Raw genomic sequence first — 13,282 nt, 5'->3', positions numbered from 1 at the left:
AAGAGACTAGGGACAGAGGGATCATCTGAAATGCGCTTCTGGTTCATGTTGGCGGCGGCGTTAATTTTAGCCGGCTGCAGCAGCCATCGGGCACCGCCGCCGAATCCTCGGCTGGCTGACTCCATTACGGTGGTGGCGAATCTGAACGAGCAGCTGCGCAGCTGGCGCGGCGCACCGTATCGCTACGGCGGCATGACGCCGCGCGGCGTCGACTGCTCCGGCTTTGTGGTGCGCACGTTTCGCGATAAATTTGCCCTCCAGCTGCCGCGCGAAACCCGCGAGCAGGCGGAAATCGGCACCCGTATTGATAAGCGCGATCTGCTGCCCGGCGATCTGGTGTTCTTCAAAACCGGCTCAGGCGAAAGCGGCCTGCACGTCGGCATCTACGATACCGATAACCAGTTTATTCATGCCTCCACCAGTCAGGGCGTCACCCGTTCCTCGCTGGATAACGTCTACTGGAACAAAAAATTCTGGCAGGCGCGGCGTATCTGACGTCATTCAGCGGCCGGAGGGAAGCGAGCGCTTCCCTTTTTTATGCCGATAACCCTGCACTCCGCCCGTGTTAATCCGCTGTTCCAGGCACTACACTGGAGAGAGGAGGAACCATGACCCTTTCTTTTACCACCCACTGGCGGGATGAACTGCCGGACTTTTACACTTCCCTGTCACCGACGCCGCTCGATAACGCCCGACTCATCTGGCGCAACGCTCCGCTGGCGCAGCAGCTGGGCGTCCCTGACGCGCTGTTTGCGCCGGAAAGCGGGGCTGGCGTCTGGGGCGGCGAAGCGCTGCTCCCGGGCATGTCGCCACTGGCGCAGGTTTACAGTGGCCATCAGTTTGGCGCCTGGGCCGGCCAGCTGGGCGACGGACGCGGGATCCTGCTCGGTGAGCAGCAGCTGGCGGATGGCCGCCGTTACGACTGGCATCTGAAAGGCGCCGGCCTGACCCCCTATTCACGGATGGGGGACGGCCGCGCCGTGCTGCGCTCGACGATCCGGGAAAGCCTGGCGTCGGAGGCGATGCACGCCCTGGGGATCCCAACGACGCGCGCTCTGGCGATGGTCACCAGTGATACCCCGGTCTACCGCGAGCGCGTGGAGCCTGGCGCGATGCTGATGCGGGTGGCCGAGAGCCATGTCCGCTTTGGTCATTTCGAACATTTTTACTATCGTCGCGAGCCGCAGAAGGTTCAGCAGCTGGCCGATTATGTCATTCGTCACCACTGGCCGCAGCTGCAGGATGAGGCGGACAAGTACCTGTTATGGTTCCGTGACGTTGTCACGCGTACCGCGCAGACCATCGCCAGCTGGCAAACCGTGGGCTTTGCCCATGGGGTGATGAATACCGACAACATGTCAATTCTCGGTTTGACCATCGACTACGGGCCGTATGGCTTCCTTGACGATTTTCAGCCGGACTTTATCTGCAACCACTCCGATTACCAGGGGCGCTACAGTTTTGAAAACCAGCCGGCGGTGGGGCTGTGGAATCTGCAGCGTCTGGCCCAGTCGCTGTCGCCGTTCATCAGCGCCGAAGCGCTGAACGCGGCGCTGGATGAGTATCAGCACGCCTTGCTGACCGCCTATGGCCAGCGGATGCGCGACAAACTTGGCCTGTTCACTCAGCAGAAAGGGGATAACGATCTGCTCGACGGTCTGTTTGCCCTGATGATCCGCGAGAGAAGCGACTATACCCGAACGTTCCGCCTGCTGAGCCACAGCGAACAGCTCAGCGCGGCCACGCCGCTGCGCGACGAGTTTATCGACCGTGCGGCATTCGACAGCTGGTTCGCCGGCTATCGCGCGCGGCTTCGTGGTGAACAGGTGGAGGATGCCCAGCGCCAGCAGCGGATGCAGGGCGTCAACCCGGCGCTGGTGTTACGTAACTGGCTGGCGCAGCGGGCGATCGAGCAGGCTGAGGCTGGCGATATGGGGGAGCTGGAGCGTCTGCATGCCGCGCTGGCCGATCCCTTCACCGATCGCGAGGACGACTACGTCCGCCGGCCGCCGGACTGGGGGAAACGTCTGGAAGTCAGCTGCTCGAGCTAACTCGCCTCGCCCCGCGCGCTGCGGGGCGATTATTTGGTCAGGATCAACTTCCCGGCGTGGGTCTGGCGCAACAGATAGCGCTGGCCGCCATGCTCAATGACTACCCGTCCTTCGCTGCCTAACAGAACCCGACTGCTGATCTGTCTGTCCGTCGCCACGGGATAGGGGGCATTGTCTTTTGGTTTTTCAGCTGTGGCAGTGTTATCCATACGCGTCATAGCTCTCAAAATAAAAATCAAAGCAACAATGATAATCATTATCAATAATGTTGTTTTTGACGGCAAGCGTTATTTATCGCGTTACCGAATTTGGTAGGGGAATGGCAGAAGGGGATCGCCCACCGCAGGCGCGGCGGGCGGAGCGGTCACAGACGGGTGGCCGTGGCGGCCGCCAGTTCGCTCAATAAACGTTCGCTGTCTTCCCAGCTCAGGCAGGGATCGGTGATCGACTGGCCCCAGGCCAGCGGCTGGCCGGGAACCACTTTCTGGGTCCCTTCCTGCAGGAAGCTCTCCGCCATAATGCCGGCGATGGCGGTAGAGCCCGCGCGAATTTGCTGACAGATATCGGCGCACACCTCCAGCTGACGGCGATGCTGCTTCTGGCAGTTGCCATGGCTGAAGTCGACCACCAGCTGCTCCGGCAGATTGAATTCACGCAGCGCCTCGCCGGCGGCGGCGATATCCTCGGCGTGATAGTTCGGCCGTTTGCCGCCGCGCATAATGATATGCCCGTACGGGTTGCCGCTGGTCTGGTAAATCGTCATCTGCCCCTGCTTGTCCGGAGAGAGGAACATATGGCTGGCGCGGGAGGCGCGGATGGCGTCTACGGCGATGCGCGTATTGCCGTCGGTACCGTTTTTAAACCCGACCGGGCAGGAGAGCGCCGAGGCCATTTCACGGTGGATCTGGCTTTCCGTGGTGCGCGCCCCGATGGCTCCCCAGCTGATGAGATCGGCGATAAACTGACCGGTCACCATATCGAGAAACTCGGTGGCCGTCGGCACCCCCAGCTCATTAACCTGCAGCAGCAGGCGCCGTGCCAGTTCAATACCGTGGTTGACCCGATAGCTGCCGTTGAGGTCCGGGTCGGAGATTAAGCCTTTCCAGCCCACCACAGTACGGGGTTTTTCAAAGTAGGTGCGCATCACGATCTCCAGCTGCGGCTGGTAGCGCTCGCGCATGGTCTGCAGGCGGCGGGCATACTCCATCGCCGCGTCGGTGTCGTGAATGGAGCAGGGGCCGATAATCACCAGCAGGCGGCGGTCTTCGCCGTTGAGGATTTTTTCAATGCGGCGACGGGAGGCCGAGACGTGGGCGGCCACGTCGGCGGTGACGGGATGGCGCTGGGCCAGCTCCGCGGGCGTTACCAGGCTTTCAATGCGCGCGGTACGCAATTCGTCTGTTTTATTCATTGGGGTCTCAAAAATCTGTTTCTTCGCCAGCGAAAATGCCGGGAAGTGATGCGCATCACGATAAACCAATCCCTGCTTATTGCAAGAGCAGGGCATGATCCTGTATAGGCCACGGGTGATAGCATAAACAAATTTTTAATAATGTACTAGTGTATTAGTACATCCTGCGATTCAGCCCCATGATGTCCATGATTTTTGTCGCTATTTCCTCAACGGAATAGTTGGTGCTGTTCAGGCAGGGGATTTTATTCTTGCGATACAGCGCCTCCACTTCGGTCACTTCCATCCGACACTGGCGCAGCGAAGCGTAGCGGCTGTTCTCCCGGCGCTCCTCGCGGATCGCCGCCAGACGCTCCGGATTGATGGTCAGGCCGAACATCTTATGCTGCAGGGGTTTCAGCGACGCCGGCAGAACCAGATTGTCCATATCGTCGGCGATAAACGGATAGTTGGCGGCGCGAATGCCGTACTGCATAGCGAGGTACAGACTGGTGGGCGTCTTGCCGCAGCGCGACACGCCGAGGAGGATCACCTGCGCCTGGTCAAGGTTGCGCAGCGAGATGCCATCGTCATGGGCGAGGGTGTAATCGATGGCGGCGATGCGCGCATCGTATTTGATCAGGTTCCCGGGGTTCAGGCCGTGGGTGCGGTGGGCCACTGGCGTCGGGTCGAGGTTGAGCTCCTGCTGCAGCGGGGCCACCAGCGCCTGAACGATATCCTGACAAAAGCCCTCGCTTTGCAGAATGATATCGCGGATCTCCGGAATAACGATGGAATAGAACACCAGCGGGCGGATGCCCGTTTGCTGATAAATGGCGTCGATCTGCTCTTTCACCGCCCGCGCGCGGCTGATATTTTCCACAAACGGCAGGGTCACGCTGCTGATGGCGACCGGGAATTGCGACATGACGGCATGCCCCAGCACCTCCGCCGTAATGGCGGTACCGTCAGAAATATAAAATACGTGGCGATCTACAGCACTTTCCATTTTGACCATCCGGTATAATGAGTTTAATTGCCTGAAAGCGGATATTAAATTTAAGCATATCCCTGTTTGATTTGTCTCTTCTTAAAATTGAAACGCTATTTTTGTTTTTTATGAAAAGGGTGGTTCATTTTCTTTTTTTTGCCGTAATTTCCAGCGTTTTTCGTCATAATTCCTAAAAATCATTGAGTTATCTATATCGCGGGAACAGTCCGAAAAAAGAAAAAATAATTTGCTTGAACGATTCACCGTTTTTTTCAGCACCATAAATATGTCAGGATAATCTTGCAGTCGATCGTGAAATTTTTTCACTGGTATTAAATCACAAAAGGATTGTCTCGATGTCCAACAATGGCTCGTCACCGCTGGTGCTTTGGTATAACCAACTCGGCATGAATGATGTAGACAGAGTTGGGGGCAAAAATGCCTCCCTTGGTGAAATGATTACGAATCTGTCCGGTATGGGTGTGTCCGTACCTAACGGGTTTGCCACCACCGCTGATGCTTTCAATCAGTTCCTGGACCAAAGCGGTGTTAACCAGCGCATTTATGCGCTGCTGGATGAAACCGACATTGACGACGTTTCCGCATTAGCGAAAGCGGGCGCGCAGATCCGACAGTGGATCATCGATACCCCCTTCCAGAGCGAACTGGAAAACGCGATTCGCGATGCTTATGACCTGCTGTCCGCCGATGACGCCGAGGCCTCATTCGCCGTGCGCTCTTCCGCCACCGCGGAAGATATGCCGGACGCCTCCTTCGCCGGGCAGCAAGAGACATTCCTCAACGTGCAGGGCTTTGACGCCGTGCTCGTTGCCGTGAAGCACGTGTTTGCTTCACTGTTTAACGATCGCGCGATCTCCTATCGAGTGCATCAGGGTTACGATCACCGCGGCGTGGCGCTCTCCGCCGGGGTGCAGAGGATGGTCCGCTCCGATCTGGCCTCCTCCGGCGTCATGTTCTCCATCGATACCGAATCCGGCTTTGACCAGGTGGTGTTTATCACCTCGGCGTGGGGTTTGGGCGAGATGGTGGTGCAGGGCGCGGTGAACCCGGACGAATTCTACGTCCACAAACCGACGCTGGCCGCTGGCCGCCCGGCGATCGTGCGCCGCACCATGGGGTCGAAAAAGATCCGCATGGTTTACGCGCCGACTCAGGAGCACGGCAAGCAGGTGCGTATCGAAGATGTGCCGCAGGCGCAGCGCGATATTTTCTCGTTAACCAACGAGGAGGTGCAGGAGCTGGCGAAGCAGGCGGTGCAGATCGAGAAGCACTACGGCCGTCCGATGGATATCGAGTGGGCGAAAGATGGCCACACCGGTAAGCTGTTTATCGTCCAGGCGCGTCCGGAAACTGTGCGTTCCCGCGGCCAGGTGATGGAGCGTTATACCCTCCACGCTCAGGGGCAGATCATCGCCGAAGGGCGCGCCATCGGCCACCGCATTGGCGCCGGTCCGGTGAAGGTGATCCACGATATCAGCGAGATGAACCGCATTGAGCCAGGCGATGTGCTGGTTACCGATATGACCGACCCGGACTGGGAACCGATCATGAAGAAAGCCTCGGCGATCGTCACCAACCGCGGCGGACGTACCTGCCACGCGGCGATCATCGCTCGTGAGCTGGGTATTCCGGCGGTGGTCGGCTGCGGCGATGCCACCGATCGCATTCAGGAAAACCAGAACGTGACCGTCTCCTGCGCCGAAGGCGACACCGGCTATGTCTACGCCGAGCTGCTGGATTTCAGCGTCAAGAGCTCCAGCGTCGGCGACATGCCGGATCTGCCGCTGAAGGTGATGATGAACGTCGGCAACCCGGATCGCGCCTTCGACTTCGCCTGCCTGCCGAACGAAGGCGTGGGTCTGGCGCGGCTGGAATTTATCATCAACCGCATGATTGGCGTTCACCCGCGCGCGCTGCTGGAGTTTGACGACCAGGAGCCGGACCTGCAGAACGAAATCCGCGAGCTGATGAAAGGCTACGATTCGCCGAGAGAGTTCTACGTTGGCCGCCTGACCGAAGGGATCGCCACCCTTGGCGCCGCGTTCTATCCGAAACGGGTGATTGTGCGCCTCTCTGACTTCAAGTCGAACGAATACGCCAACCTGGTGGGCGGCGAGCGCTATGAGCCGGAAGAAGAGAACCCAATGCTCGGCTTCCGCGGCGCCGGACGCTACGTTTCCGAAAGCTTCCGCGACTGCTTCGCGCTGGAATGTGAAGCGATGAAGCGCGTGCGTAACGACATGGGGCTGACCAACGTCGAAGTGATGGTGCCGTTCGTCCGTACCGTCGCCCAGGCGAAAGCGGTGGTCGAAGAGCTGGAGCGTCAGGGGCTGAAGCGCGGCGAGAACGGGCTGAAGATCATCATGATGTGCGAGATCCCGTCGAACGCATTGTTGGCCGAGCAGTTCCTCGAGTACTTCGACGGCTTCTCCATCGGCTCGAACGACATGACCCAGCTGGCGCTCGGTCTGGACCGCGACTCCGGCGTGGTCTCTGAGCTGTTTGATGAACGCAACGACGCGGTGAAAGCGCTGCTGTCGATGGCGATCCGCGCGGCGAAGCAGCAGGGTAAATACGTCGGCATCTGCGGCCAGGGGCCGTCTGACCATGAAGATTTCGCCGCCTGGCTGATGGAGGAGGGGATTGATAGCCTGTCCCTCAACCCGGATACCGTGGTGCAAACCTGGTTAGGTCTGGCGGAACTGAATAAATAAGTTCGCCCTGACAGTACAGATCCCCGGCAGCGATGCCGGGGATTTTTTTTGCCGGTGTCAGGCCGCCCGGCGTCGCGATGCGCAGGACAAAAAAAAGCCCATCGTGGGAGATGGGCAAAGACTACACACAGCAATTCGTTGTTTCACTCAGGGGATTTCCATGCTTATAAATCAAGGTGTTGATTTATAACCGTGAGCTAATAGTAGGCAGCGGGGCCTTTGCCGTCGATCAGATTCCTCTCAATAGTTAAATTGTTGTGAAGGACCGGGAGGGTAAAAGCGGGTGCGGGGCGTACAAGGCTGGCGTTTTGCCGCCGATCAATAAATTTTGCTTAACAATTGTCCTGGGGGGAGACAGGCGGGGCCCCCCGCCTGACAGGGCATTACTTGCGCCCGGCCTCCAGCTCGCTGAGCTCTTCGAGCACGACATCGGGGTCTTTCGGCGGCGGCGGCACTTCGTGCACCCAGGCGTCATACAGGCGCCAGGAGACGGCCAGCAGCACCGGACCGATAAACAGGCCGATCATGCCGAAGGCGATCAGGCCGCCAATGACGCCGGTAAGAATGAGGATCATCGGCAGGTCGGCGCCCATACGGATAAGCACCGGACGGATAACGTTGTCCATGGTGCCGACCACGCAGCTCCACACCAGCAGCACGGTGCCCCAGGTGGTGTCCCCGCTCCAGTAAAGCCAGATAATCGACGGCACCAGAACCAGTAAAGGCCCGAGCTGGACCAGACAGGTAAAGATCATCACCACGGTCAGCAGGGCGGCGTAGGGCACGCCGGAGATGGCAAGGCCGATCCCGCCTAGCACCGCCTGAGTGAGGGCCGTCACCACCACGCCCAGCGCCACGGCGCGCACGGCCTGGCCGGCCAGCAGCACGGCGGCGTCACCGCGTTTAGCCGCCAGGCGCGTGGCGAAATAGCGAAAACCGTAGGCCACCTGCTCGCCGCGCCAGTAAAGCAGCGCGCTGAACAACAGCATCAGGCCGCAGTAGACCAGCAGCTTGCCGATGTGCGCCGCCTGACCGACAAACCAGCTGGTGGTGGTGCCAATGTAGGGGCGAACCTTGGCCATAATCGCCGAGCCGCCCATATCCAGCAGGCCATGCCAGGCGGCGTAGAGTTTATCGCCGACCAGCGGCACGCTGTTGAGCCAGGCGAAATCCGGCAGCGTCACATTTCCGCTGCTGATGAGTTTGATCAGCGGAACGCTGTTATCCACCAGGCTGTTGACCAGCAGAGCGATAGGAATCACGAATAGCAAAAACAGCAGCAGGGTCATCGCCAGCACCGCCAGCATCCGTTTGCCGAACAGCACGCGCTGCAGACGCAGCAGCACCGGCCAGGTGGCGATCACCACGGTGCCGGCCCAGGCGAAGGACAGAATAAACGGCTGCACAACCCACAGGCAGGATATGATAATCAGGGCCAGGAACAGCACCGACAGCAGTATTTGCGGTATGTCCCGAGGCTGATGGGGGTTAATCATAGAGAATTTTTACCTTTCCAGTCGCGCCAAAAAGCTGGCGCCGCGTAAATCCATGTACTGATAATAATATCAATAATTTTGCCGGGCTGATTTTGCACATAAAACACGTGGGCGCATATGAAAAAAATGTGATAAAAAGTTGAATGCGCTACGCAAACGTTTAGTTAGCACCAACACAATATTTTCAAACACAACATAGTCAGGCAGGGTCAAGTGTGATGATCCCACAAATTTCTCAGGCGCCAGGGGTAGTTCAACTGGTGCTGAATTTTTTGCAGGTACTGGAGCAACAGGGTTTTACCGGCGATACCGCCACCAGCTATGCCGACAGGCTGACGATGGCCACCGACAACAGCGTCTATCAGCTGTTGCCGGATGCGGTCCTGTTTCCACGTTCCACGGCAGACGTAGCGTTACTGGCGCGGGTCGCCGCCGAACCACGCTTTAAATCGCTGATCTTCACCCCGCGCGGCGGCGGCACCGGCACCAACGGCCAGGCGCTGAACGGCGGAATTATCGTCGATATGTCCCGCTATATGAACCGCATTATCGAAATCAACCCCGAAGAGGGTTGGGTGCGCGTCGAAGCCGGCGTCATCAAAGATCAGCTAAACCAGTTTCTTAAACCCTATGGTTACTTCTTTGCGCCTGAGCTCTCCACCAGCAACCGCGCCACCCTGGGCGGGATGATAAACACCGACGCCTCCGGTCAGGGATCGCTGGTGTATGGTAAAACGTCGGATCACGTGCTTGGCCTGCGGGCGGTGCTGATGGGCGGGGATATCCTCGATACCCAGGCGGTGCCGGTGGCGCTGGCGGAGACGCTTGGCAATACGCCCTCGACGATAGGGCGGATTTACAACACGGTCTACCAGCGCTGCAAGGCGCAGCGCGAGCTAATCATTGATAAGTTTCCCAAACTCAACCGCTTCCTCACCGGATACGATCTGCGCCACGTCTTTAACGATGAGATGAGCGAGTTCGACCTGACGCGTATTTTAACCGGTTCGGAAGGGACGTTGGCGTTTATCACCGAAGCGCGGCTGGATATTACCCGCCTGCCGAAGGTACGCCGGCTGGTCAACGTCAAATATGACTCCTTTGACTCTGCGCTGCGAAATGCGCCCTTTATGGTGGAGGCCAAGGCCCTGTCGGTGGAGACCGTCGACTCTAAAGTCCTCAATCTGGCGCGCGAGGATATCGTCTGGCACTCGGTGAACGAACTGATCACCGACGTACCGGATAAAGAGATGCTCGGGCTCAATATCGTCGAATTCGCCGGGGATGACGCGGCGCTGATTGACCAGCAGGTCACCACGCTGTGCCGGCGTCTGGACGAGCTGATGGCCCGCAGCGAGGCGGGGGTCATCGGCTGGCAGGTCTGTCACGATCTTGATGGCGTGGAGCGCATCTACGCCATGCGCAAGAAGGCGGTAGGCCTGTTGGGCAATGCCAAAGGCGCCGCCAAGCCGATCCCCTTTGCCGAGGATACCTGCGTCCCGCCCGAACACCTGGCGGATTATATCGTGGAGTTTCGCGCGCTGCTCGACAGCCACGGCCTGAGCTACGGCATGTTTGGCCACGTCGACGCCGGGGTGCTGCACGTGCGCCCGGCGCTGGACATGTGCGATCCGCAGCAGGAGGTGCTGATGAAGCAGATCTCCGACGATGTGGTAGCGCTGACGGCGAAGTATGGCGGTCTGCTGTGGGGGGAACATGGCAAAGGCTTCCGCGCCGAGTACAGCCCGGCATTCTTTGGCGAGGCGCTGTACGGCGAGCTGCGGAAGATCAAAGCGGTCTTCGATCCGGATAACCGACTGAACCCGGGGAAAATTTGTCCGCCGGAAGGGATCGACGCGCCGATGATGAAAGTCGACGCGGTGAAGCGCGGCACCTGGGATCGGCAGATCCCTATCGCGGTGCGCAGCGCCTGGCGCGGGGCGATGGAGTGTAATGGCAACGGGCTGTGCTTCAACTTTGACGTAAAAAGCCCGATGTGTCCGTCGATGAAGGTGAGCAACCAGCGCATCCACTCGCCGAAAGGGCGGGCGACGCTGGTCCGCGAATGGCTGCGTCTGCTGGCAGATCGCGGCGTCGATCCCAATCAGCTGGAGAAGGCGCTGCCGGAGCAGGGCGTTAGCCTGCGCTCGCTGGTGGCGCGCACGCGCAACAGCTGGCATGCGCGCAAAGGGGAATATGATTTCTCTCACGAGGTCAAAGAGGCGATGTCCGGCTGTCTGGCCTGCAAAGCCTGTTCGACCCAGTGCCCGATCAAAATCGATGTCCCGGAGTTCCGCTCACGCTTCCTGCAGCTGTACCACAGCCGCTATCTGCGGCCGGTGCGCGATCATCTGGTGGCGTCGGTGGAATCCTATGCGCCGCTGATGGCCCAGGCGCCGAAGACTTTTAACTTCTTCATGAACCAGCCGTGGCTGAAAAAGCTGTCGGAGAAGCATATCGGGATGGTCGATCTGCCGCTGCTCTCGGCGCCGTCGCTGAAGCAGCAGATGGCCGGCCACCGCTCCGCCAACATGACCCTTGAGCAGCTCGAAGCGCTGAGCGCCGAGCAGAAAGCGAAGATGGTGCTGGTGGTACAGGATCCCTTTACCAGCTATTACGACGCCCAGGTGGTGGCTGACTTTATCCGTCTGGTTGAGGCCTTAGGCTATCAGCCGGTGCTGCTGCCGTTCTCGCCGAACGGCAAGGCGCAGCATATTAAAGGATTCCTGACCCGCTTCGCGCGCACCGCGCAGAAAACGGCAGACTTCCTTAACCGCGTGGCGCAGCTGGGTATGCCGCTGGTCGGCGTCGATCCGGCGCTGGTGCTTTGCTACCGCGATGAATACAAGCAAACGCTTGGCGACAAGCGCGGCGATTTTCAGGTGCTGTTAGTCCATGAGTGGTTGCCGAAGGTCCTGACCGCCGACGCCCGTCCCGATCCGGGCGGCGAGCCCTGGTACCTGTTCGGTCACTGTACGGAAGTGACCGCGCTGCCGGCGGCGACGAAGCAGTGGGCAGAGATTTTTGCCCACTTCGGCGCGAAGCTGGAAAATGTCAGCGTCGGGTGCTGCGGGATGGCAGGCACCTATGGTCATGAAGTGAAAAACCATGCCAACTCGCTGGCCATTTACGCGCTCTCCTGGCAGCAGGCGATGCAGCGGCTGCCGCGTAACCGCTGTCTGGTGACGGGCTACTCCTGCCGCAGCCAGGTGAAGCGCATTGAAGGCAGCGGCGTTCGCCACCCGCTGCAGGCGTTACTGGAGATAATCGGATGATTTGGAAACGTCAGGCCACGCTGGAGCAGCTCAACCGGCTCGGTGAGGGAAACATGGTAGGGCTGTTGGATATTCGCTTTGAGACCTTTACCGACGATACGCTGGAGGCCACCATGCCGGTGGATGGGCGCACACAGCAGCCGTTTGGCCTGCTGCACGGCGGGGCGTCGGTGGTGCTGGCGGAGACGCTGGGGTCGGTGGCGGGTTATCTGTGCAGCGAAGGCGAACAGAAGGTGGTGGGGCTGGAGGTTAACGCCAACCACATTCGTTCGGCGCGCGGGGGCCGGGTGCGGGGCGTGTGCAAAGCGCTGCACGTCGGGACTCGCCACCAGGTCTGGCAAATTGAAATCTTCGACGAACAGTCGCGATTATGCTGTTCATCGCGGCTAACCACCGCGGTAATATAAGTCATGACCGGGAGGCGAATAGCCTCCCTTTTTTCAGGGGAATAAGCGGGGGCGGGGCCGCCAGCGCGAAACATCAGGCCAGCAGCGCTACCGCGCGGCGGCAAGAAATTATCTAATAAATAGATTATTACCGATCCAATCTCGTTATATATGCTACTCTTTTCAATACGAAATGCTTAAAGGTAACAAGAGGACGGTTAACCATGGGTATTCTTTCCTGGATCATTTTTGGACTTATTGCCGGTATTTTAGCCAAGTGGATTATGCCGGGGAAAGACGGCGGCGGGTTTATTGTAACCATTATTCTGGGGATCATCGGCGCCGTGGTCGGCGGCTGGATCAGTACCTTCTTTGGTTTTGGCAAAGTCGACGGGTTTAATTTCGGCAGCTTCGTGGTGGCGGTAATCGGTGCGCTGGTCGTGCTGTTTATCTACCGTAAAGTGCGCAGCTAATTTTCTGCATTCTGTTTTATTCAAGCTAACAAAAGCTGCCGCGATAAGCGGCAGCTTTTTTATTATCGCAGGACTCATGCAAAGCGCCCACGCCAGGGCTATTTCCCGTCGGCATCCTCCGCAACCGGCACCACCTCAACGTGAACTTCGTAGTGCTTCGCCTGACCGGTGGGGATCAGGGCGGTCAGTTTGTTAATGGTTTCCGCCGGCGTATCGGTCGCGACCGTTGCTGAAAACAGCACCGGCTTGCGCGGCGGAAACGGTGGCGGGAACGGCGGCTGGGGGCCATGACCCATCTCCAGCGGAGGACGACCGCCGTTGTCGACAACGGACGTCGGGGCGTCGGTTTTATCGGCGGCAAACGCGCTGGCGGCGGCCACGGCGGCGATAGCGAACAGGGCAAGGAGAGCTTTTTTCATCTGGTATTCCTCGATTAACAATTACCAAAAGAGTAGAGGGCGGCGGCAGGCGGGACAATCCCGTGC

At 59.1% G+C, this 13,282-nt stretch carries 11 protein-coding genes, 1 other RNA gene and 1 pseudogene; 6 read left to right on the top strand and 7 right to left on the bottom strand.

Annotated features, from left to right (window positions below; genetic code table 11):
• Positions 1 to 30: 30 nt before the first annotated feature.
• Together ABLV54_RS20670 and selO are read left to right on the top strand one after the other, a co-directional pair.
• Positions 31 to 495 carry an NlpC/P60 family protein gene (locus ABLV54_RS20670; protein WP_002909082.1) on the top strand — a complete coding sequence of 155 codons (465 nt, stop codon included), beginning with the start codon at positions 31 to 33 and terminating at the stop codon, positions 493 to 495.
• Between the two features lie 113 nt (positions 496 to 608).
• Complete coding sequence (gene selO / locus ABLV54_RS20665; RefSeq protein ID WP_050533304.1) at positions 609 to 2,051, top strand: protein adenylyltransferase SelO; 1,443 nt, start codon at positions 609 to 611, stop codon at positions 2,049 to 2,051.
• A 29-nt stretch (positions 2,052 to 2,080) separates the two neighbouring features.
• Here selO and hemP read toward each other — a convergent pair whose 3' ends face one another.
• The 4 genes and pseudogenes from hemP to ABLV54_RS20645 all read right to left on the bottom strand — a co-directional run.
• Positions 2,081 to 2,260, bottom strand: coding sequence for a hemin uptake protein HemP (hemP, locus tag ABLV54_RS20660; protein ID WP_023290103.1), 180 nt, complete (start codon positions 2,258 to 2,260; stop codon positions 2,081 to 2,083).
• A gap of 155 nt (positions 2,261 to 2,415) precedes the next feature.
• Positions 2,416 to 3,462 (bottom strand): 3-deoxy-7-phosphoheptulonate synthase AroH, encoded by a 1,047-nt coding sequence (gene aroH, locus ABLV54_RS20655; protein WP_032453261.1) that lies wholly within the window; start codon positions 3,460 to 3,462, stop codon positions 2,416 to 2,418.
• A 154-nt stretch (positions 3,463 to 3,616) separates the two neighbouring features.
• The gene (locus tag ABLV54_RS20650; RefSeq protein ID WP_002909061.1) at positions 3,617 to 4,450 is read right to left on the bottom strand and encodes a pyruvate, water dikinase regulatory protein; all 834 of its coding nucleotides are present in this window, start codon (positions 4,448 to 4,450) and stop codon (positions 3,617 to 3,619) included.
• Positions 4,451 to 4,597: 147 nt separating this feature from the next.
• Positions 4,598 to 4,714 (bottom strand): annotated as a pseudogene (locus ABLV54_RS20645) (hypothetical protein); the annotation flags it as partial.
• A gap of 74 nt (positions 4,715 to 4,788) precedes the next feature.
• On the opposite strand from ABLV54_RS20645, the gene ppsA reads away from it, so the two are divergent.
• Positions 4,789 to 7,167, top strand: a complete 2,379-nt coding sequence (gene ppsA, locus ABLV54_RS20640; RefSeq protein WP_348814218.1) for a phosphoenolpyruvate synthase — start codon at positions 4,789 to 4,791, stop codon at positions 7,165 to 7,167.
• A gap of 86 nt (positions 7,168 to 7,253) precedes the next feature.
• Here ppsA and rprA read toward each other — a convergent pair.
• Positions 7,254 to 7,361, bottom strand: an RNA gene (gene rprA / locus ABLV54_RS20635) — antisense sRNA RprA.
• A gap of 189 nt (positions 7,362 to 7,550) precedes the next feature.
• The gene (gene ydiK / locus ABLV54_RS20630) at positions 7,551 to 8,663 is read right to left on the bottom strand and encodes an AI-2E family transporter YdiK (protein WP_023290101.1); all 1,113 of its coding nucleotides are present in this window, start codon (positions 8,661 to 8,663) and stop codon (positions 7,551 to 7,553) included.
• Positions 8,664 to 8,881: 218 nt separating this feature from the next.
• Between ydiK and ABLV54_RS20625 the strand changes: the two genes are divergently transcribed.
• The 3 genes from ABLV54_RS20625 (at position 8,882) to ABLV54_RS20615 (ending at position 12,797) form a co-directional block, all read left to right on the top strand.
• The gene (locus ABLV54_RS20625; protein ID WP_060592533.1) at positions 8,882 to 11,938 is read left to right on the top strand and encodes an FAD-binding and (Fe-S)-binding domain-containing protein; all 3,057 of its coding nucleotides are present in this window, start codon (positions 8,882 to 8,884) and stop codon (positions 11,936 to 11,938) included.
• Positions 11,935 to 12,345: a 1,4-dihydroxy-2-naphthoyl-CoA hydrolase gene (gene menI / locus ABLV54_RS20620; protein WP_023290099.1), complete on the top strand. Its 411-nt coding sequence runs from the start codon at positions 11,935 to 11,937 to the stop codon at positions 12,343 to 12,345. Before ABLV54_RS20625 ends, menI begins: the two co-directional genes overlap by 4 nt.
• A gap of 203 nt (positions 12,346 to 12,548) precedes the next feature.
• Positions 12,549 to 12,797 carry a GlsB/YeaQ/YmgE family stress response membrane protein gene (locus tag ABLV54_RS20615; RefSeq protein WP_004203110.1) on the top strand — a complete coding sequence of 83 codons (249 nt, stop codon included), beginning with the start codon at positions 12,549 to 12,551 and terminating at the stop codon, positions 12,795 to 12,797.
• A 98-nt stretch (positions 12,798 to 12,895) separates the two neighbouring features.
• On the opposite strand, the gene ABLV54_RS20610 is transcribed toward ABLV54_RS20615, so the two are convergent.
• Positions 12,896 to 13,216, bottom strand: a complete 321-nt coding sequence (locus ABLV54_RS20610; protein WP_072421549.1) for a hypothetical protein — start codon at positions 13,214 to 13,216, stop codon at positions 12,896 to 12,898.
• Positions 13,217 to 13,282: the final 66 nt, after the last annotated feature.

Origin of the sequence: Klebsiella sp. JB_Kp042, assembly GCF_040065275.1 — a bacterium.
Taxonomy (GTDB): domain Bacteria; phylum Pseudomonadota; class Gammaproteobacteria; order Enterobacterales; family Enterobacteriaceae; genus Klebsiella; species Klebsiella quasipneumoniae.
This window is presented reverse-complemented; position numbering and strand designations above follow the sequence as displayed.